We start from the raw sequence: 20,163 nt of genomic DNA, 5'->3' as shown, positions 1-20,163 counted from the left end.
TTTGGCGGATTGCGAAGACTTTTTTTAAGTCTGGCCGTCATTTCGAGCGGAGTGCAACGCAGTCGAGAAATCTATTGAGGCGGATCTCTCCATTCCACTGCATTCCAGTCGAGATGACGATACTTTTTAAAAGGATCTTTAACAAAAAACCGAACTCAGTGTATCTGTGGTAAAAAACAACTATAATTTATTCAATAATAAATTTGCTACATCTTCTCCCGTTTGCGAGCCAATAGCAACACCCATGCCGTTACACCTGGTGGCGCAAAATACATTTGGGAGGATTTCTGCTATAAAAGGTTCCGGTACTTTACCAAAGGCCATAATGCCGCTCCAACGGTAATCTATTTCGAAAGTGGTTTTCGGTAAGATTACGGTTTTTAATAATTTTTCCAAGGCCAGCTGTATGGGTTCGGTTTGTCCAAGTGCAGTAGTTTCTTCTGCTTTAAAATCAATGTTGCGGCCGCCACCCAGTAAAATCCGCCCGTTTATATTTCTGAAATAATAATAACCTTTATCGTAATGAAAGGTGCCTGCCACTTTTAAATCTTTAATGGGTCTGGTAATTAAAACCTGACCACGGCCCGGGTTAATATCAATATCAGGATAAAGATCTTTGATAAAGGCATTGGTTGTAACAATCAATCGTTTACAGAAAAAGTTTTCGTTTTTGGTGATTAAACGGTAACGTTTTGATTCTTCTTCAATCCGATCTACCGTGCAATTGTTAAAAATACCAATGCCGAGCCGCTGTGCATATTGGATTAAAGCAAGCATCATTTTACCGCTATCAATCTGTGCTTCATAGCGGTTTTCGATTAAAGTACTTACACCCTCGAAACCAAAGGAACTGATCTTTTTATTGCTTAAAGCAAAAGCGTTCGATCCAACAACATCGTTAACAAGAAGGTTAAAATGTTCAATTTTGGATACACCTATTTCAGCCAAAAAATTATCTTCATTTTTAAATAATTCATATCCGCCTAAACATTGGTAATCTATGGCATTATCGCTCAGTAAATTGCGAAGTTTGAGCAGGCCTTTCCAACGTTTTTCGATGAGTGCTGAAAGCCGATCAATACCGATCATTTCTTCTTGTTCAATCAGTTCAGAAATGCTCCCAAAACAGGCAAAACCTGCATTTTTTGTACTTGCACCTGTAGGTAAAAATCCTCTTTCGAGGATGGCTATTTTTAATGAAGGAGCAGTTTTTTTGAGGTGGATGGCTGAGTTTAATCCAACGATGCCACTACCAATAACAATGGCATCATAATTACAAAAAAATGATTCTTTTTCCCAGTATGAAAGCTCGGTTGGCATAGCATAAATGTACTGTTTTTTAACACCAAAATAATATGGGAACGCTTTTTGATATATGCAGAATGAAAAACATACATAAGAAAATGGGAGTTTATTTAATATTAATCATCCCGGTATTATTGTTGAGCATGTTTGTACAATGGCGTTTTAGAAACAAGTTTTCCAAGTATGCCGAAATGCAATTAAGTTCAGGTTTATCGGGCAAGGAGGTAGCAGAAAGAATGCTGCATGATAATGGGATATACGACGTGAAGGTGATGAGTACCGAAGGACAATTAACAGATCATTACAATCCATCAGATAAAACCGTTAATTTAAGTACAGATGTATACTATAGCCGTAGCGTAGCGGCGGCGGCGGTAGCGGCTCACGAATGTGGGCATGCAGTGCAACAGGCGAAATCATATAACTGGTTACAGTTAAGAAGCAGCATGGTGCCGGTGGTGAGCATATCATCTAATCTTTTACAATGGGTATTATTAATTGGAGTATTGTTAATAGGTTTTACCGGAAATCCAATTGTTTTGGCCATTGGCGTAGTGGGTTTAACATTGGTAACCATATTTAGTATCATTACCCTACCAGTCGAATTTGATGCCAGTAACCGTGCACTGGCCTGGCTAAAAAACAATAATGGCGTAATGCAAACACAAGAAGAAAATGCGCAGGCTAAAGACGCGCTTTGGTGGGCAGCCATGACTTATGTGGTAGCAGCTGTTGGTGCGCTTGCTAATTTATTATATTACGCATCGATGCTTTTTGGAAGAAGCAGGGATTAAGGAAATATCAATTATGAAGAATACAATGCGGCTGGGATAATAATCCTGGCCGTTTTTGGTTTGATGGTATTTTAATGAGGTTTTTTTGGAAAGCAATTTCGGTGGGAATATGAAAGCTCCGGTCCCGCTCCCGCTTCTGCCGATGGAAAAATATCGGCATCTCGCTTTGATCGGGTTTAGGTGGCAAGGTACATTGTACTATTTTGGGTTGGAGATTGCAGAAGAAGGGTTATACGCCATAATTTAAACCTTTGATATTAGCAGAAAAACTGCAATTTAAACCTGATTGACGTGAAAAGCCCACAGCGATGCGAGGACTTGAAACAAAAGCAGGACTAACCTTAAAATGAAATGCTGAAATTGCTTTTCTAAAAAATGAATATTGGTTTCGCCCTTCGACTACGCTTAGGGAGACAAGAATAAAGAAAAAAATTAATTTAATTTATAAGGGGCTATCAATTGAAATTCGGGTATATCAACATCGAATTCAGAGCCGTCTATATCGCGTTTCATAAGGTAAGTGCCCTTCATGCTGCCCATATCGGTTTTTAGATTACAACCTGAAACATATACATGGGTTTCGCCAGGTTGGATAATGGGCTGTAAACCTACAACACCTTCACCTTCTACTTCCCTACGGCTCGAGTTCGAATCGAAAATTAACCATTGGCGGCGCATTAACTGTACAGCATAATCAGAAAGATTAGAAATTTCTACGCGATAAGCGAACATGAAATGCTCGTTGGCCGGATTTGAATATTCTGGCTGGTAAACTGTTTCAACTGAAACTTTAACCCCGTCTGTAATAGCTGTAACCATGATAATAACGAATGTATGAAAAAAACTTTCAAAAATCAAGCCAGTACCTTAGTAGCATCATAGTTGGCAAATTTTTCTGCCACTTCTTCTAAAATGCTGTAAATGTTGTTGATATCGGGCTCGGCCACTAAACGCATACGGTATGGTTTAAAATCGGGCAGACCTTTAAAATAATTGGCATAATGGCGGCGCATTTCGAAGATTCCCGTTTTTGGGCCTTTCCATTCCAGTGATTTATTCAAATGGGTACGGCAAACTTCAATCCTTTCTTCGATGGTTGGTCCTGCAAGGTGTTCGCCAGTTTTGAAGAAGTGTTTTACCTCACGAAAAATCCAGGGGTAACCAATAGCTGCACGACCGATCATAATGCCATCTACCTCATATTCCATGCGCCAGTTGGCAGCTTTTTCAGGACTATCTACATCACCATTACCAAAAATCGGGATTTTGATGCGTGGATTACGTTTAATTTCGCGGATAAGCGCCCAATCTGCTTCGCCTTTATATAATTGTGCCCTGGTACGGCCATGGATGGTAAGTGCCTGGATACCTACATCCTGAAGTCGCTCGGCAACCTCGTAAACATTTTTAGTATTGTCGTCCCATCCTAAGCGGGTTTTTACGGTAACGGGCAAATGCGAAGCTTTAACTACAGCATCAGTCATTTTTACCATTTTATCAATGTCTTGCAGCAGACTGGAGCCTGCACCTTTACAAACTACATTTTTTACAGGGCAGCCGTAATTAATGTCGACTAAATCTGGTCCTGCGGCAGATGCTATTTCTGAGGCTTCGCGCATGTGCTCGATATCTCCACCAAAAATCTGGATGCCGATCGGTCTTTCATATTCGAAAATGTCAAGTTTTTGTCTGCTTTTTGCAGCGTCACGGATCAAGCCCTCCGAAGAAATAAACTCGGTATACATCATATCAGCCCCATTTTTTTTGCACACGTAACGGAACGGCGGATCGCTTACATCCTCCATTGGAGCCAGCAATAAGGGGAACTCACCTAAATCTATATTTCCTATCTTAACAGACATTTTCTATCTTCAACGATTAATAAAACATACAAAGGTACAAATAATGAATTTTGTAACACCCATCCGCAAAGGCAGCCACCCACTTTTACAGATATTTTTACTTTGCGTTTACTGGGCCATAGGTGCAGTAATATGCACATTATTAGGCTTTATAGCGGTTGCAATTGTTTATGGCACCTCGATATTTGGCGAATTTGGATCAATTATGAGTGGCGATCCTAAGTTTATAACAGCATTAAAAATAATTCAGATTTCGAGTTCTATAGGAATGTTTATTTTACCTCCTATCGTTTTAGCGTATACAGAAAGACAAAAACCGAATACTTTTTACGGGTTTAATAAACCTAATTTTCTTCCTTTTGTTTTGGTTTTTGCCATTATGGTAATGAGCATGCCTGTTATGGAATGGATAGCAGTTGTCAATCAAAAAATGGTACTGCCTGAGTTTTTGAAAGGACTGGAAAACTGGATGAAAATGAAAGAACAGGAAGCCATGAAAATGACCATTCAACTGATTACGGTGAGGAGTAACTGGGATTTTGTGGTTAACCTGCTGATGATTGCGGTATTGCCTGCTATTGGCGAAGAACTCTTTTTCAGGGCTGGGCTACAGGGTTCGTTGCAAAAAATGTTAGGCAATCCTCACATTGCCATTTGGAGTGCGGCCATTATTTTCAGTGCGATCCATTTCCAGTTTTATGGATTTTTGCCGCGCATGTTACTGGGTGCAGGTTTTGGCTATCTGTATTATTATAGCGGAAGTATCTGGTATGCCATGCTGGCGCACTTTTTAAACAATGCTTATGCGGTTTGTGCGGCTTTTTATATGCAAAAACACCATATACCGCTCGATAAAGCTGATGAACCTATTGGTTTTCCATGGTATGGCTATTTAATTAGTGCAATAATTACCATAGCTTTGTTTAAATTTTTTAAAGATAACGCAACACGTGAGCGAAAATTGGGTTAAAGTATATACCACCAGCGATGCCTTTGCGGCAGAGGTATTAAAACAGGGATTAACAGAAGCTGGCATCCCGGCGGTAACAATAAATAAACAGCTCTCAGCTTATAATATTGGCGAAATAAATGTTTTGGTAAATAAGATCGATTTCGATAAGGCCATAGAATATATCGTTGAAAACGAAATTGAATAGTGATAATGACCTTAAACCTTACACCCTTTACCTCTACCTAAAATGAAAACCAGGGCAATAACCGCTTTCTTTTTTACCATTGTAATGCTTGGCTCTATCCTTTTGGGGAGTTATACATTTACCCTATTTTACCTTGTTTTAAGCGTTTTATCTTTATTCGAGTTTTATAAGTTGATTAAAAATTCTGGCATCAGGCCACACCGGAATATTGGTTTGGCTGCCGGATCTTTGATATTCTTAATGGCTGCAGGTTTACATTACTTAAAATATGATGTGAAATACCTTTTGCTTTGTATTCCTTTGATTTTCTCGGTTTTTATTACAGAGCTATATAAGAAAAACAAGATTCCGTTTGCCAATATTTCTTACACATTTGTGGGTTTTGTTTATGTAACGATTCCTTTTTGTTTTTTTCACGCACTCGGCTTCTTAAAAAACTGGAACGAATATAACTTCCATTTTCCCCTGGCCTTTTTATTAATGCTTTGGGCAAATGATACGGGGGCCTATCTTTTTGGTGTAAAATACGGTAAACGAAAACTTTTTGAACGCCATTCGCCAAAGAAAAGCTGGGAAGGTTTTTTTGGAGGGATGTTTACCAGCGTGTTGGTTGCTTTTGGCCTTTCATTCTGGTTTACAGAAAGTCCGGCATGGGTATGGGCAGGTATGGCCTTATTAATTGCAAATTTTGGGACGCTGGGTGACCTGGTAGAATCGATGCTTAAACGCAGTCTCGATGCAAAGGACAGCGGCGGATTATTACCAGGGCATGGTGGTTTGTTAGACCGTTTTGATGGATTGTTATTGGCTGCACCGGTGGTTTATGCCTATTTGTATCTGATTTTGTATTAAATGTTTATTTTACCATAACTACAAAAGCACAAAGAAGTACTGGTTTTTATGCCAGAGCATCAATAAAAGCCACTACAACGTAATATTCTCTTTCTACCTGCTCACCTGTTTTACTCTGTACCTGTTCTAATTTTTTAAGGGTATTTTTAATTTGGAAGCCAGCACTTGCCAATAACTCCTGTACTTTTTCTACCTCATAAAGCGTAAAGCCATAAGCAGTAAAAGGAAGATTTTGCATAAATTTTTTATCTGCAAAGCATAAAGCAAAAATTCCATTTGGCTTTAAAACCCGCTTAATTTCGTTAAGGTATTTACCTGGATTGCTCCAGAAATAAATGGTATTGACGGTAAAAATTTTATCGAACTGATTATTTTCAAAAGGTAGCGTAGCTCCATCCGTTAACTCAAAATGGACAATGCCTTTATCAACAAAATCCTGATTGATTTTTTCTGCTTCGACAATAATTGTTTCTGAAATATCTGCGCCATAATACTTTAGATTTTCCGCTTTTGATAATAATTGGGCAATATGCCCACCATTACCATGGCCGATTTCTAAAACAATATCGTGGTTTTGAAGATTTAATGCATCAATGGCCGAGCTGGTCATTCCAAGATTACTGGCATGCATCATTTCCCCTGTTTTAATGCCTTGTTCGCCTTCTGGGCAGCTTAATTGTTTCGCAATATTTTTTAAATCTTCTTCTGAATGTTGATGCTCCATGATCAAATTTAAAGATTTAAACCTGATGATTTTTATACCATTATTTGATTACCTGTACCGGTTTTTTGTTTTCATCAATGGCTACAAAAGTAAAATCGCCATGTACGGCCAGTTCTCTTCCTTCGGCATACATCTGCTCAATATATATTTCTACATTAACTTTTAAACTGGTATTTCCTACATGATTAACCTTACCAATAAGTTCTACGATAGTACCTGCGGGAATTGGTTTTTTAAAATCTATCCTATCGCTGCTTACCGTTACCATAATCTGGCGGCTAAAACGCGTGGCGGTAATAAAAGCAACTTCGTCCATTAAATGCATGGCGGTACCGCCAAAAAGTGTATCATAATGGTTGGTTGTATTTGGGAAAACGGCTTTAAAAATACTGGTTTTTGAATTTTCTATTCTTTCTTCTAAGGTCATGGGGGTAAATATATGAGGAGTAAAAAGCTTTGACAACTTTCTGATTAGAAAGTTGTCAAAGTAAGTGGATTGCCATAGAGAAAAAGGATAGCACATAAACAAACTGTACCTGTCATATCTCTTTCAATGCTATTAAGTTATTTCACGATAAGGGTCTTCGACAAGCTCACACTGACACAATTGGTGAATGTTTAACTTAAGAGTATTTGTTTCTCAGTGGCAAAAAATAAGGCGAATTAATTTACCTGAAATTCTGCTGATAATACCTCTTCAGCTTTACGCATCTCTTTTGCCGCTTCAACCATTTCGATCAGCGCTTTTTTGGTTTCATCCCATCCGCGGGTTTTTAAGCCACAGTCAGGGTTTACCCAAAGTTGATCTGAAGGAATAACCGCTTTGGCTTTTTTGAGCAACTGAACCATTTCTTCGCGTTTCGGAACCCTTGGTGAGTGGATATCGTACACACCTGGACCGATTTCGTTTGGATATTTAAAATCGGCAAAAGCGTCCAATAGTTCCATTTGCGAACGTGAAGTTTCGATCGTGATTACATCGGCGTCCATATCGGCAATATTCTGGATGATATCGTTAAACTCCGAGTAACACATGTGTGTGTGGATCTGGGTATCGTCTTTTACGCCACTGGCTGATATTTTAAAAGCTTTAACCGCCCAGTTCAGGTAATTTTGCCAATCCGCCTTGCGCAAAGGTAAACCCTCTCTAATGGCCGGTTCATCAATCTGGATGATTTTAATACCCGCATTTTCCAGGTCGCAAACTTCATCGCGGATGGCCAATGCAATTTGTGTACAGGTTTCAGAACGGGGCTGATCGTTACGTACAAACGACCACTGTAAAATAGTTACCGGACCCGTTAACATGCCTTTCATGTATCTTGAGGTAAGCGATTGCGCGTAAGCGGTCCACTTCACCGTCATAGGTTCAGGGCGCGAAACATCACCAAAAATGATCGGCGGTTTTACACAGCGTGATCCATAACTCTGCACCCAACCGTTTTTAGAGAAAGCGAAACCGTCTAATTGCTCACCAAAGTATTCAACCATGTCGTTCCGTTCAAACTCACCATGTACGAGTACATCCAGATCGATTTCTTCCTGCCATTTTACCGCGTTTTTGGTCTCCTGGGCAATTAGATTATCATATTCTTCAACAGTAAAAGTTCCGTTTTTAAGCTTAGCTCTCCAGCTTCTTACTTCTGCTGTTTGTGGGAATGATCCAATTGTTGTAGTGGCATAAAAGGGTAGATTAAGCTCCTGTTGTTTGATTTTTCTGGCAGAAAATGGACTCAAACGTTCTGCATCCTGCTCCTTTAAAGCCAACACGCGCTCTTTTACTGCCGGATTATGGATGATTTTAGAAACTTTCCGGTTAGCAATTGCAATCTTATTTTCTTCGAGTTTTTGCAGGGTAGATGCAGGGCTTTCGTTGTTGATCAGTTTTTTTAAGGTTGCCAACTCTGCAACTTTTTGTTTCGCATAGGCCAGCCATTCTTTAATTTCTGCCGATAAATTTTTCTCATTGGTTTCATTATCCAGATCAACCGGTGAGTGGATTAATGAGCAGGATGGTGCAATCCATACTTTATCCAATCCTCGTTTTTCTACCGCCTGATTGATGATGGAAACAGATTTTTCGAAATCGTTTTTCCAGATATTTCGTCCGTCTACCAAACCTAAAGAAAGAATGGTTTCGTTTTTTAAAGAAGCTAAAACGTCGTTTAACTGATCTTCTGCACGTACCAGATCGATATGTAAAACATTTACAGGCAATGAAGTAGTTAAAGCAAGATTGTTGCCTAAACCTTCGAAATAAGTCGCTAAAACGATCTTTAACCTTGGGAAAGCTTTTCTAATTTCCTTATAAACATACTCATAAGCTTTTTTGTCTTTTTCAGTTAAATCTAATGTCAAAAACGGCTCATCAAACTGAATATATTCTACATCCAAAGCATCTAAGCGAGATAAAATCTCGATATAAACCGGAAGCAGGTTTTTAATCAGGTCGATCTTTTCAAATCCGGCTTCTTTTTCCTTGCCCAATAAGAGATAGGAAACAGGACCAATTAGAACAGGTTTGGTAATAATACCCAGTTGTTTCGCCTCGTAAAACTCATCGATAATTTTGGTTGAGAAAAGTTTAAAAGGCTGATCTTTATAAAACTCCGGTACAATATAATGGTAATTGGTATCGAACCATTTGGTCATTTCCATTGCTACCACATCCAATCCTTCTTTTTGGTAGCCCCTTGCCATGGCGAAATAAAGATCAAGCTCTTCATTCCCTTTTTTTAGGATCACTTCGTTATACCTTTTCGGGATGGCCCCAAAAGTTAAGGAATGATCGAGTACGTGGTCGTAAAAAGAAAAATCGTTTGATGGAATCACATCAATGCCGGCTTCTTTTTGAAGTTTCCAGTTTTCGTGGCGAATGTTTTTGCCCACCTGAAGTACATTTTTGTACCCCGTTTTATCTGCCCAGTAATTTTCGCAGATTTTCTTTAATTCTCGTTGACTACCTATTCGCGGATAGCCCAGATTTTGCGTTAGCATCTCTTTTAAAGATTAAGTAAATAAATCGTTTAAAAGCTCAGAACTGTATTTTTTGAATACTTCTCCGTAAAAAATATAAAGGAAAGGTTATGGCACAGCCTGCCCGCTTATCAGCAAAAAGCTTAAAGCAAGCATATAAAATTTTAATTTTATGGTGTACAATCAGACCTGACCAATTACTTTATAACGCGAAAGTACCGTCAATTCAATATAGGCAGGTCTCCTGACTTATTCCCGATCTTATCGCCTTCCCATACCTAAATGGTACAGTGGCATGAATGATAAGACCGTTGTCTTTTTGGTAAAAGACAGAATTTACAGTTGCGCGACAGCTCGTGATTTGCACACGATTCCCTATTAATCCCGGGTGTAATTCCGGGAACCTGTATCGGTTGATGAAAAATAAAGTTAAGAACTTACATCAGTACAAATGTATGGATTAGGATTTGAAACTTGTAACAAATTTACAGCAAGCCATTTTAGGTGCCGATTCTCTATTATATTTGGTTACCTAACTAAACTACTTATTATGATAAAAAACTCCTTTAAAGGGCTTTGCATTGCTTTTTTAATGATAAATAGCTATGCAGTGCTGGCGCAGGAGGTACCAACGCCAAAATCTCATTTCGGTTTTGATATCGGCGACGATTATCAATTGGCCAATTATACCCAAACAGAAGCCTACTTTAAAAAGCTTGCGGCAGCTTCTAACCGTGTTAAACTGGTTGATATCGGTAAAACCGAAGAAGGCAGAAGTCAATATATGTTGATTGTTTCTTCACCTGAAAACCTGAAAAAATTAGATCGTTATAAAGAAATTTCACAACAACTGGCCCATGCTGAAATTACTCCTGAGCAGGCAAAAGCATTTGCACAGGAAGGAAAAGCAGTCGTTTGGATAGACGGAGGCCTTCATGCAAACGAGGTAGTTGGTGCCCATCAATTGATCGAAACAGTATACGAATTTGCTTCAAGAAAAGATGCGGAGACCTTACGCATTTTAGATAATGTAATCATCTTATTTACACATGCTAATCCGGATGGGCAGGAGCTGGTGAGCAATTGGTACATGAGGGATAAAGATCCAAAAAAAAGAACAACCTCAGGACTTCCTGTTTTGTACGAGAAATATGCCGGGCATGATAATAACCGTGATTTCTTTATGTTAAACCTTAAAGAAACACAAAATATCGGTCGTCAGCTTTTTGTAGAGTGGATCCCTCAGATTATGTATAACCACCATCAGGCTGGTCCGGCGGGAACGGTTGTTGCTGGTCCGCCCTACCGCGACCCATTTAATTATGTTTTCGATCCCATCATATTAACCAGTTTGGATGCAGTTGGTGCGGCCATGCACAACAGGATGAACGTAGAAAACAAGCCGGGTTATACGCAGCGGGGAGGATCGGTTTATTCTACCTGGTACAATGGCGGATTAAGGACCACCACTTATTTTCATAACATGGTTGGACTTTTGACCGAAATTATCGGGAATCCTACCCCATCCGAAATTCCTTTGGTTCCTTCCCGTTTGTTGCCGAGCGGAGATTCGCCAAACCCGGTTACGCCGGGAAAATGGTACTTTAAAAACTCTATCGATTATTCGGTTTCGTTAAACTATGCAGTTTTAGGTTATGCACAGCGCTACCGCGACGAATTATTATACAACATTTACCAGATGGGCCGAAATTCCATTGAGCGGGGCAAAAAAGATACCTGGTCCTTCTCTCCAAAGAAAATTGAAGCCATTAACAACGCTGCAAAAGGTGAAAAAATTGGCCCTATTATTGGTGGAGATGCTGATTTTAAATCAAGAATGCAGATTAGTATGAAAGCTTTTGACACGGTGATGAAAGCGCCTGCAAACCGTGATCCACGGGGTTATATTTTATCTGCAGATCAGCCCGATTTTAACTCTGCCATTAAGTTTTTAAATGCATTGATTAGAACGGGCATTGTGGTACAAAAAGCAACAGTTACATTTACCGTTGCAGGGAAAAATTACCCTGCAGGGAGCTACGTGGTCAAAACCGATCAGGCTTTCCGTCCACATGTTTTGGATATGTTTGAGCCACAGGATCACCCAAATGATTTCAAATACGAAGGTGGTGCACCAATTCCACCTTATGATGCCGCTGGCTGGACTTTGGCTTATCTGATGGATGTGAAATTTGACCGCATTCTGGATGATTTTTCAGGTCCGTTTGAGAAAAATCCTTACGGAGAATTATTAAAGCCAGAAAATAAATTGCCAAATGGATCGGGTTATGTGTTAAGTGCTGCACAAAATGATTCTTACACTACAGTTAATGATTTATTAAAGAACAAAGTTGAGGTTTACCGTTCTTCCGAAAATGGCGATTTTTATGTTTCTTCAGCTGGAAAATCAGTGTTGGAAAAAGCAAACATCAAATTAAAAACAGCATCGGCTCCGAAAAATAAAATCAAGATATCTACAGCGAGAATTGCCCTTTGGGATACTTATGGAAGCTCGATGGCTTCGGGTTGGGTTAGGTTTTTAATGGAACAGTACCACTATAATGCCACAGTAATTTATCCGCAGGATATTGATGCTGGCAATTTGAAATCTAAATACGATGTAATTGTTTTTGTAGGTGGCGCTATTCCATCGGTGCAGGGTGCAGGTGGGGGAAACAGATCTTTTGGACCAAAGGCAGACGAAATTCCTCAGGAATTTAGAAACCGTTTAGGCAGGGTCAGCCCTGATAAATCAATCCCCGAATTAAAGAAATTTTTAGAAGCTGGTGGAAATATTGTAACCATTGGTAGCAGTACCAACCTGGCTTATCACTTAAACCTTCCCGTACGTAATGCGATGGTAGAAATTGTAAACGGAGAAGAAAAACGATTACCTGCTGAAAAATATTATGTTCCCGGGAGTGTGTTAAATGTAGGCGTAGATACTACTTTATCATCAAACTGGGGAATGGAAAAGGAAGCCGATGTTTATTTCGACAATAGTCCGGTTTTTAAGCTTACTGGTGATGCCATTGCTTCTGGTAAGATTAAACCATTAATGTGGTTTGAAAATGCTACACCGCTTCGCAGTGGCTGGGCCTGGGGCCAGGCTTACCTGCAGGATGGGGTAACTGCTTTTGAAGCAAAAGTTGGCAAGGGCAAATTGCTTGCTTTCGGACCGGAAATTGCTTTCAGGGCGCAAACGCACGGTACTTTTAAACTGATATTTAACCAGTTGTATAAATAGTTATAATTGAGTTTCTGGTAATGTTGAGCTTGTTGTCAGTCGTCATTCCCGCGCAGGCGGGAATCGTAATGCACCTGTAAACCTACCAAGCATTAAGATTCCCAATCAAGTTGGGAATGACGGTTTGTCGTAGCAGATCAATTTATTAAGATTTTCTTATCAATGTATATGGATTTTTGTACAATAAATTGCCTCTCAGAATGACATTCTATGATTAATATAGAAGCCACTATCCCAAACGATAGTGGCTTTTTACTTTGGCCTTACTATAGCCAATTATAATCCGCTTAATTTTGTGTTATGAAAGTAGAAATCTGGTCGGATGTAATGTGTCCGTTTTGCTATATCGGGAAAAGACATTTTGAACAGGCGATAGAAAAATTGCCCTTCAGAAATGAAATTAAAATAGATTGGAAGAGTTTTCAACTCAATCCGGAGTATCACAATACCAATAATGAAACGGTTTATGATTACCTTTCGAGGAGTAAAGGAATGCCGGTTGAGCAAGCCAAACAGATGACGAAACAAGTGGTTGATATGGCGGCAAATGCAGGCTTAAGCATCGATTTTGATACCAATATCCCTGCTAATACCTTTAATGCGCACCGTTTGATTCACTTGGCAGCAAAACATGGTCTTCAGGATTTAGCTGAAGAGAAATTATTTGAAGCTCATTTCGTAAACAGCAAAAATATTGGGGAAACCGATGTTTTAGTTGATCTTGCTGTAGAAATTGGTTTGGATAAAGATGAAGCTGTAGCAGTTTTAAACAGTGACCAATTTGCCGAAGCCGTTCGCTACGATATTTATGAAAGCCAGAATTTAGGCATCCGTGGCGTTCCTTATTTTGTAATGGACCGCAAATATGGTGTTTCGGGTGCTCAGCCTGTTCAGGCTTTTACCGATGCGCTTACCCAAAGTTTTACCGAGTGGAAAGAAACTCAGCCGAAAACCACACTTACCTCATTAAATAAAAATGACGATGCGGTTTGTGATGAAAATGGCTGTAAGATATAGAATTGTTTCCCGCAGATTACGCGGATAGCCGCAGATTTTTTCTGCGATAAATGTTAATCTGCGGATTTTTACAGATTAGTCGTCATCTCGACTGGAGCGCAGCGCAATGGAGAGATCTACTCAGAACGGTCGTCTTTCCCGCGCAGGTGCGAATCTTAATGCAACCTGGAACCCCACTAAGGCGTTACGATTCCCAATCAAGTTGGGAATGACGATTGCTATCATTCTTAACTACCGATTTTGATTCTTCAACGGCGTTAATAAATACTCCAATCCATTCACCCGAATTTCAAACATCGTAGCCATCAAATCGCCCAATTTACCTTTCGGGAAGCCCTTATCCTTATACCAAAGCAAATAACTTTCAGGGATATTGCAGATCAGGTAACCTTTATATTTTCCATAAGGCATTTGCATTTTCACTAAATCGAGCAATAAGGTTGGGTCTAACATTTATAATATAAAATCTAAATAATTTTCTTTGTTAATTATGGAAAAGGTGGCTTGAGGATAGTTTTTAGCAAAAAAACCTGGTATCTTTTTCTTTTGGTTTCCCCATTTGAAATCGGCAGCTAAAATTTCTCCATTGTTAATTTCAATAAGATCTATTTCCTGCTGGTCATAAGTTCTCCAAAAGTAATATGTGGAGTTTTGCTGTTCGTATTCCATTTTTTTGATCCGCTCACTAAAACAGTAATTTTCCCATAAAATACCCTGATCATTGCGTAATGCTAATAACCTGAAATCATTAACGATTGCATTCCGGATGCCATTGTCGTAAAAATACCATTTGGATGACTTTGTAACCTCTTTCCGTAAATTGTTACTGTATCCGCCAACTTTATAGATGATAAAAACCTTCGAAAGTAAATCAAGATAACGGTCTACTGTATTTTTGCTGATGCCCAAAGTACGGGAAATTTCATCAATTGAAACTTCCGATCCTACCTGATAGGCAATAAGCTTTAATAATTCCAGCAGTTTAGCGCTATTTTGGATGTTCTCATACATCAAAATGTCTTTTAACAGATATGATTTAACCAGTTCCGTCAAATATTGCGCTTTTTCAGCCAATGAGTTTAGATGAAACAACTCCGGATAAGAACCGAAAATTAATCTTTCTTCAAGGTTTTGGGTAGTTTGTAGTGCATTTTCCTTCTCATTTAATTCAACCTGTGCTATCGGGTATAGATAATAGGTTAAACTTCTTCCGGTTAAAGGTTCACCGGTTTGGTTCGATAAGTCGAAAGTAGATGAGCCACTTGCAATTATGGTGAGGTCTTTAAAAGTGTCGATTAATAGCTTTAGTATTTTTCCGATTTCGGGTATAACCTGGGCTTCATCAATAATAAGTAGTTTGGCATTACCCAAAACCCTTTTATAATTTGCCGCCGTGCGGCTTGCCAGCAATAGTTGTACATCCTGATCTTCTCCATTTAAAGACAGATGGTTGATGTTGGCATCTTTAATAAGGTTCTCTATTAGCCAGGTTTTACCTACCCGTCTTGTTCCGAAAATCAGGATAACTTTATTATTCCCAATTTTATTGAGAATAATAGGTTTCAAAGATCTAACAATTTGACTGCTCATTTAAGTCAAATATAGTAAAAAACGTTAATTCAGTCAATAGACTGACTCAATTAACGTTAATTCAGTCAATAGACTGACTCAATTAACGTTAATTCAGTCAATGAACTGACTCAATTAACGTTAATTCAGTCAATGAACTGACTCAATTAACGTTTTAGTCGATAAGTTCTAAAGTTTCGATTGCTTCCTCAACGGTTTTTACATGATCAAAAGCAATCCTTAACGTATTTTTTACCTCTTTTAAATTGCACATCCGCGGATGGTTCTGTGCAAAGGTTAAAATTTTGGTGAAGGTATTCGAGTCGAAATAAGCCGATTGTTTATCGCTTAAGAAATATCCACGCAAACTATTTTTCTTGAAACTGATTTTCTCAAAACCTAATTTCTTACCCAGCCACTGCAAACGCACGACACTAAGCATGGTTTTAACCTGTGGAGGAACTGGTCCGAAACGGTCGGCCAAATGTTTTTCAAAAATGGCGAGTTCTGCTTCATTATCAAGTTTAGAAAGTTCAGTATATAAATTATAGCGCTCAGTAATATTGGTAATGTAAGCATCTGGAATGTACAACTCCAGGTCCGTATCTACTTGTGTAAAGCCCACAAACGGACGGGCAGGTTCATTTTCGAACAGGCCTTTAAATTCAGCTTCTTTTAATTCCTGAATGGCTTCGTCCAATATTTTATGGTACATTTCAAAACCTATTTCGGCAATGAAACCACTTTGCTCTGCACCCAATAAATTTCCGCTTCCACGAATATCCAAATCGCGCATGGCCACATTAAAACCACTGCCAAGATCAGAAAACTCTTCTATTGCGCTTAAACGCTTACGAGCTTCGGAGGTTAGGGTAGATAAAGGTGGCGAAAGTAAATAACAGAAAGCTTTTTTATTGCTTCGTCCAACCCTGCCGCGCATCTGGTGCAGATCGCTCAAGCCAAACATGTGTGCATGGTTGATGATGATGGTATTGGCGTTCGGAATATCTAAACCAGCTTCGATAATGGTAGTGGCTACTAAAACATCCTTTTCACCATTAATGAAATCAAGCATAACATCTTCCAGTTGGTCGCCGTCTAACTGCCCGTGCGCAATACCAATTCTTGCCTTTGGAACCAGTTTCTGGATCAGCCCACCCAATTGCATCAGGTCGTTAACCCGGTTATGGATAAAGAAAACCTGTCCGCCACGGTCTAATTCGAACTGAACGGCTTCCTGGATCAATTTATCATTAAATACATGTAATTCGGTACTTACTGGTTGCCTATTTGGTGGAGGTGTGCTGATGATCGATAAATCCCTTGCCCCCATTAAAGAGAAATGCAATGTTCTTGGAATTGGCGTTGCGGTGAGCGTTAAGGTATCGACGTTTACACGTACTGCTTTTAACCGTTCTTTTGCGGTAACGCCAAATTTCTGCTCTTCATCAATAATCATGATGCCGAGATCTTTAAACTTCACATCCTTGCTCAATAAACGGTGTGTACCGATTAAAATGTCAACTTTACCTGCAGCAGCTTCGGCCAAAGTATCTTTAATCTGTTTACTGGTTTTAAAACGGTTAATGTAATCAACCGTAACCGGAAAATCTTTTAAACGTGAAGAGAAGGTTTTGAAATGCTGTAAGGCTAAAATAGTAGTTGGTACCAATATCGCCGCCTGTTTGCCCTCTGCTACCGCTTTAAATGCCGCACGGACAGCGATCTCTGTTTTTCCAAAGCCTACATCACCGCACACCAAACGGTCCATTGGATGTGGCGATTCCATATCCTTTTTCACATCCTGAGTCGCTTTTAATTGATCGGGGGTATCTTCATAAATAAAAGAAGCCTCCAGTTCAGTTTGTAAATAGCTATCTGGAGAAAATGCTGTTCCGGCCTGGGTTTTGCGCAAGGCATATAGCTTGATTAAGTCCCGGGCGATATCTTTAACTTTTTTTTTAGTAGTTTTTTTTAGCTTATCCCAGGCATCCGTACCCAGTTTATTCATCTTGGGTACACCACTTTCTTTGCCACTATATTTGGCGATGCGGTTTAATGAGTTGATGTTTACATAAAGCAGGTCGTTATCCGCATAAATTAAACGGATCATCTCTTGCGTTTTGCCATTTACCTCTACTTTTTCAAGCCCGGCGTATTTGCCGATCCCGTGATCGATGTGCGTAACGTAATCGCCGGATTTCAGTTCTCTTAAATCTTTCAGGGTAATGGCCTGACTTTTCTGATAACCTTTTTTAAGCTTGTATTTATAGTAACGATCAAAGATCTGGTGATCGGTGTAAAATGCCGTTTGAATTTGCGGATCTACAAAACCTTCGCGAAGCATGCTATTGATTGGCGTAAACTTGGCCGTTTTGTCAATATCCTCTAAAATGGCATATAAGCGTTCAATCTGCTTTGGTGAATCGGTAAAAATAAAATTGACAATTCCTGCTTTTTCATTCTCCTTTAGGTTATGGATCAGCAGGTTAAAATCTTTATTGAAGGATGGCTGGGGTTTGGTCTTGAACTCGAAACGATTATCTGTTTTATAAAAAAACTGTTTGCCGAATTCTACCAAAGGGAAATCCTGAAGGTGATCGCCCAATAATTTTTCATCGCTGAAAGCAAATTTAGGATCAATCCACTCTGGGTTTTGGGTTTTATCTGCCACTGGCAAAGCTTTCCAGAGTTCAACAGCTTTTTTATATCCTGCTTTAACAATGTCTAAAGTAAACTCTACATCTTTAAACCAGAGCTGGGTATCCTGATCAATATAATCGAGGATGCTAATATTACTTTCCGTTAAAAACTTGGCCTGTACATTGGGCACAATTGTCAACGATTTAAGATCGGCCACCGAAAGCTGGCTTTCGATCTCGAAACTTCTGATGCTTTCTACCTCATCGCCAAAAAATTCGATACGGTAGGGAAGATCAGAGGAGAAAGAAAAGATATCTACAATACCCCCACGGATAGAAAACTGCCCCGGCTCATAAACAAAATCCCTTCGGTCGAAATCGTAATCAATTAAAAATTCATTGATAAAATCGATACCCAATTTTGCTTCAAGGCTGATTTCCAACGTGTTTTTTTCTAAAGCGGAACGATCAATCACCTTTTCGGCAATGGCTTCGGGATAAGAAACTACAATTTTTCCGTATTCCGAATCGTGGTTCAGTTCATTCAATACCTCTGCACGGGCCAATACATTGGCTGTATCTACCTGCGTAAAATCGAAAGATTTCCGGTAAGAAGAAGGGAACAGTAAAACCTGTTTATCCAGTACGCTTTCCAGGTCCGACTGGAAATAGGCAGCTTCTTCCCTGTCCGGCAAAACGAACATGATGGGCTTGTGTAATAAAAAATAAGAAGAAAGGGCAACAATAGCATCGGCTGAGCCCACCAATCCCTTTAATTGTATCTTTGGGTTTCTGGTCGCATTCAACGCTTTGGTAAATTGGGTTACCCTATCGTCGGTTTTGTATCGGTTTATTAAATCTCGAATGTTCAAGGCACAAAAATAAGCTTATCTTTTAATATTAACCCGCAATTTGTGTAAAGGTTTTTTTAACTATTTTTGGCTGGGTTGTGATATGGAAATCAGATTTGGGAAAAAACGAAAACTTATTCTTAGATGGTATCGTTCGTTTGGTCGAAATATATCCCCCTTTCGTCGATTAAGGGCAAATCGGTGTAACAAAGGTAGTTCTATAGCCTTTATATTGTATAAAAAGTGAAACAATGAAGTACATTAAAAGCTTTCCACTAGAACTTTTTTTCTGGTTAACAGCTTTAATATTACTGGCAACAGCGAATGGCCACGAGCATCATTTTACACTTTGTCCTTTAGCCAATTTGGGTTTTAAGGATTGGTGTCCGGGATGTGGTATAGGCAGGTCGATCAGTCATATTTTACATGGCGAGTTTACCGAAAGCTTTTCCGAACATTGGTTTGGGTTTCCGGCACTTTTGATCATCGTTTATAGAATTTACACATTGATAAAAAATAAAAAGAAGTTTAAAATTTTACCAACAAATACATAGAAACCATGGATATATTTCAATCACCTCTAATGTCGTTACCAGGTATAACACCAGAGGAATACTCATATTTACAACAAGCAACAACCGGTTTAACTGAAGAGCAGTTGCGTAATTTTCTGATGGTTTACAGCAGCAAAAGAAAAAATCCATCAGATATGTTGATTTTCTGTTTAATCGGGCTATTTGCTGTTCCAGGATTACAAAGGTTTATTATCGGCCAGATCGGCATGGGTATTTTGTACCTTTTAACCGCAGGTTTGTGCTTCATCGGATCAATTATCGATGTGGTAAACCACAAAACACTAGCTTTTGAGCACAACCAGAAAATGGTTTTCGAAAGTTTACAGATGGTAAGAATGGGCGGTGGATTTCAGCAGGCAGGAAAATTTTAGGATAATCATCATTTGATATTTAAACCTCGCAGGTTTCAAAAACCTGCGAGGTTTTTAAGTTACTAAGCGAACCTAAGAGCCACACGCTGTTAAATAAACCCGATAGCAGCGAAAAAGCCCGAAGGTGAGGAACGGGCCAGGGCTTTGAAGCGTATAGCGGGGCTGAAGTCGCTATAAAAACCGAAACCCTCATTTCCAAAAAACATTCACCACCTAAGCCA

General features: G+C 39.3%; 17 protein-coding genes and 1 riboswitch. Of the genes, 8 read left to right on the top strand and 9 right to left on the bottom strand.

Features of this window, described 5'->3' with window-relative positions:
- Nucleotides 1-180: 180 nt before the first annotated feature.
- Nucleotides 181-1,320, bottom strand: a complete 1,140-nt coding sequence (locus tag FFJ24_RS21945; protein ID WP_138819275.1) for an FAD-binding oxidoreductase — start codon at nucleotides 1,318-1,320, stop codon at nucleotides 181-183.
- An 83-nt stretch (nucleotides 1,321-1,403) separates the two neighbouring features.
- Here FFJ24_RS21945 and FFJ24_RS21940 point away from each other — a divergent pair, with 83 nt between their 5' ends.
- Nucleotides 1,404-2,099, top strand: coding sequence for a zinc metallopeptidase (locus FFJ24_RS21940; RefSeq protein ID WP_138820781.1), 696 nt, complete (start codon nucleotides 1,404-1,406; stop codon nucleotides 2,097-2,099).
- A gap of 432 nt (nucleotides 2,100-2,531) precedes the next feature.
- Here FFJ24_RS21940 and apaG read toward each other — a convergent pair whose 3' ends face one another.
- A complete protein-coding gene (gene apaG, locus FFJ24_RS21935; RefSeq protein WP_138819274.1) occupies nucleotides 2,532-2,918 on the bottom strand; it encodes a Co2+/Mg2+ efflux protein ApaG in 387 nt (128 codons plus the stop codon).
- Nucleotides 2,919-2,953: 35 nt separating this feature from the next.
- Nucleotides 2,954-3,961 carry a tRNA dihydrouridine synthase DusB gene (gene dusB / locus FFJ24_RS21930; RefSeq protein WP_138819273.1) on the bottom strand — a complete coding sequence of 336 codons (1,008 nt, stop codon included), beginning with the start codon at nucleotides 3,959-3,961 and terminating at the stop codon, nucleotides 2,954-2,956.
- A gap of 43 nt (nucleotides 3,962-4,004) precedes the next feature.
- On the opposite strand from dusB, the gene FFJ24_RS21925 reads away from it, so the two are divergent.
- Genes FFJ24_RS21925 through FFJ24_RS21915 form a run of 3 tightly spaced genes read left to right on the top strand, consistent with a single transcriptional unit; the run spans nucleotide 4,005 to nucleotide 5,970 of the window.
- The gene (locus FFJ24_RS21925) at nucleotides 4,005-4,931 is read left to right on the top strand and encodes a CPBP family intramembrane glutamic endopeptidase (protein ID WP_138819272.1); all 927 of its coding nucleotides are present in this window, start codon (nucleotides 4,005-4,007) and stop codon (nucleotides 4,929-4,931) included.
- Nucleotides 4,912-5,118, top strand: coding sequence for a putative signal transducing protein (locus FFJ24_RS21920; RefSeq protein ID WP_166792092.1), 207 nt, complete (start codon nucleotides 4,912-4,914; stop codon nucleotides 5,116-5,118). Before FFJ24_RS21925 ends, FFJ24_RS21920 begins: the two co-directional genes overlap by 20 nt.
- A gap of 42 nt (nucleotides 5,119-5,160) precedes the next feature.
- Nucleotides 5,161-5,970, top strand: coding sequence for a phosphatidate cytidylyltransferase (locus FFJ24_RS21915; protein ID WP_138819271.1), 810 nt, complete (start codon nucleotides 5,161-5,163; stop codon nucleotides 5,968-5,970).
- A gap of 46 nt (nucleotides 5,971-6,016) precedes the next feature.
- On the opposite strand, the gene FFJ24_RS21910 is transcribed toward FFJ24_RS21915, so the two are convergent.
- The 3 genes from FFJ24_RS21910 to metE form a co-directional block, all read right to left on the bottom strand.
- Nucleotides 6,017-6,694, bottom strand: a complete 678-nt coding sequence (locus FFJ24_RS21910) for a class I SAM-dependent methyltransferase (RefSeq protein WP_138819270.1) — start codon at nucleotides 6,692-6,694, stop codon at nucleotides 6,017-6,019.
- A 40-nt stretch (nucleotides 6,695-6,734) separates the two neighbouring features.
- Nucleotides 6,735-7,121, bottom strand: a complete 387-nt coding sequence (locus FFJ24_RS21905; RefSeq protein WP_025141655.1) for an acyl-CoA thioesterase — start codon at nucleotides 7,119-7,121, stop codon at nucleotides 6,735-6,737.
- Between the two features lie 236 nt (nucleotides 7,122-7,357).
- Entirely contained in the window at nucleotides 7,358-9,691 is a 2,334-nt protein-coding gene (metE, locus tag FFJ24_RS21900; RefSeq protein WP_138819269.1) for a 5-methyltetrahydropteroyltriglutamate--homocysteine S-methyltransferase, read from the bottom strand.
- A gap of 195 nt (nucleotides 9,692-9,886) precedes the next feature.
- A riboswitch (cobalamin riboswitch) is annotated at nucleotides 9,887-10,093 on the bottom strand.
- Between the two features lie 127 nt (nucleotides 10,094-10,220).
- On the opposite strand from metE, the gene FFJ24_RS21895 reads away from it, so the two are divergent.
- Nucleotides 10,221-12,917, top strand: a complete 2,697-nt coding sequence (locus FFJ24_RS21895; protein ID WP_138819268.1) for a M14 metallopeptidase family protein — start codon at nucleotides 10,221-10,223, stop codon at nucleotides 12,915-12,917.
- A 300-nt stretch (nucleotides 12,918-13,217) separates the two neighbouring features.
- Nucleotides 13,218-13,934, top strand: coding sequence for a DsbA family protein (locus FFJ24_RS21890; protein ID WP_138819267.1), 717 nt, complete (start codon nucleotides 13,218-13,220; stop codon nucleotides 13,932-13,934).
- Between the two features lie 231 nt (nucleotides 13,935-14,165).
- Here the strand turns inward: FFJ24_RS21890 and FFJ24_RS21885 are convergent, their stop codons facing one another.
- The 3 genes from FFJ24_RS21885 to mfd all read right to left on the bottom strand — a co-directional run bounded on the left by FFJ24_RS21885 (nucleotide 14,166) and on the right by mfd (nucleotide 19,017).
- On the bottom strand, nucleotides 14,166-14,387 hold the full coding sequence (locus FFJ24_RS21885) for a DUF3820 family protein (RefSeq protein WP_029274918.1): 222 nt from the start codon (nucleotides 14,385-14,387) through the stop codon (nucleotides 14,166-14,168).
- Nucleotides 14,388-15,500 carry an ATP-binding protein gene (locus FFJ24_RS21880; RefSeq protein WP_246862677.1) on the bottom strand — a complete coding sequence of 371 codons (1,113 nt, stop codon included), beginning with the start codon at nucleotides 15,498-15,500 and terminating at the stop codon, nucleotides 14,388-14,390.
- A gap of 178 nt (nucleotides 15,501-15,678) precedes the next feature.
- Nucleotides 15,679-19,017: a transcription-repair coupling factor gene (gene mfd, locus FFJ24_RS21875; RefSeq protein ID WP_138819265.1), complete on the bottom strand. Its 3,339-nt coding sequence runs from the start codon at nucleotides 19,015-19,017 to the stop codon at nucleotides 15,679-15,681.
- 230 nt (nucleotides 19,018-19,247) lie between these two features.
- Between mfd and FFJ24_RS21870 the strand changes: the two genes are divergently transcribed.
- Nucleotides 19,248-19,550, top strand: coding sequence for a DUF2752 domain-containing protein (locus tag FFJ24_RS21870; RefSeq protein ID WP_138819264.1), 303 nt, complete (start codon nucleotides 19,248-19,250; stop codon nucleotides 19,548-19,550).
- A gap of 5 nt (nucleotides 19,551-19,555) precedes the next feature.
- Nucleotides 19,556-19,942 carry a TM2 domain-containing protein gene (locus tag FFJ24_RS21865; protein ID WP_090497432.1) on the top strand — a complete coding sequence of 129 codons (387 nt, stop codon included), beginning with the start codon at nucleotides 19,556-19,558 and terminating at the stop codon, nucleotides 19,940-19,942.
- Nucleotides 19,943-20,163: the final 221 nt, after the last annotated feature.

The sequence above is a fragment of the Pedobacter sp. KBS0701 genome (assembly GCF_005938645.2).
Lineage (GTDB): Bacteria > Bacteroidota > Bacteroidia > Sphingobacteriales > Sphingobacteriaceae > Pedobacter.
The sequence above is the reverse complement of the archived record's forward strand: the minus strand, read 5'-3'. Positions and strand labels throughout refer to the sequence as shown.

What these genes read in the sequence shown, in the direction of transcription:
- FFJ24_RS21905 (WP_025141655.1), bottom strand. Translation starts at nt 7,121, where the DNA reads ATGACCTTAGAAGAAAGAATAGAAAATTCAAAAACCAGTATTTTTAAA.
- FFJ24_RS21870 (WP_138819264.1), top strand. Translation starts at nt 19,248, where the DNA reads ATGAAGTACATTAAAAGCTTTCCACTAGAACTTTTTTTCTGGTTAACA.
- FFJ24_RS21925 (WP_138819272.1), top strand. Translation starts at nt 4,005, where the DNA reads ATGAATTTTGTAACACCCATCCGCAAAGGCAGCCACCCACTTTTACAG.
- FFJ24_RS21885 (WP_029274918.1), bottom strand. Translation starts at nt 14,387, where the DNA reads ATGTTAGACCCAACCTTATTGCTCGATTTAGTGAAAATGCAAATGCCT.
- FFJ24_RS21895 (WP_138819268.1), top strand. Translation starts at nt 10,221, where the DNA reads ATGATAAAAAACTCCTTTAAAGGGCTTTGCATTGCTTTTTTAATGATA.
- FFJ24_RS21910 (WP_138819270.1), bottom strand. Translation starts at nt 6,694, where the DNA reads ATGGAGCATCAACATTCAGAAGAAGATTTAAAAAATATTGCGAAACAA.
- dusB (WP_138819273.1), bottom strand. Translation starts at nt 3,961, where the DNA reads ATGTCTGTTAAGATAGGAAATATAGATTTAGGTGAGTTCCCCTTATTG.
- FFJ24_RS21865 (WP_090497432.1), top strand. Translation starts at nt 19,556, where the DNA reads ATGGATATATTTCAATCACCTCTAATGTCGTTACCAGGTATAACACCA.
- FFJ24_RS21890 (WP_138819267.1), top strand. Translation starts at nt 13,218, where the DNA reads ATGAAAGTAGAAATCTGGTCGGATGTAATGTGTCCGTTTTGCTATATC.
- metE (WP_138819269.1), bottom strand. Translation starts at nt 9,691, where the DNA reads ATGCTAACGCAAAATCTGGGCTATCCGCGAATAGGTAGTCAACGAGAA.
- FFJ24_RS21915 (WP_138819271.1), top strand. Translation starts at nt 5,161, where the DNA reads ATGAAAACCAGGGCAATAACCGCTTTCTTTTTTACCATTGTAATGCTT.
- FFJ24_RS21940 (WP_138820781.1), top strand. Translation starts at nt 1,404, where the DNA reads ATGGGAGTTTATTTAATATTAATCATCCCGGTATTATTGTTGAGCATG.
- apaG (WP_138819274.1), bottom strand. Translation starts at nt 2,918, where the DNA reads ATGGTTACAGCTATTACAGACGGGGTTAAAGTTTCAGTTGAAACAGTT.
- FFJ24_RS21945 (WP_138819275.1), bottom strand. Translation starts at nt 1,320, where the DNA reads ATGCCAACCGAGCTTTCATACTGGGAAAAAGAATCATTTTTTTGTAAT.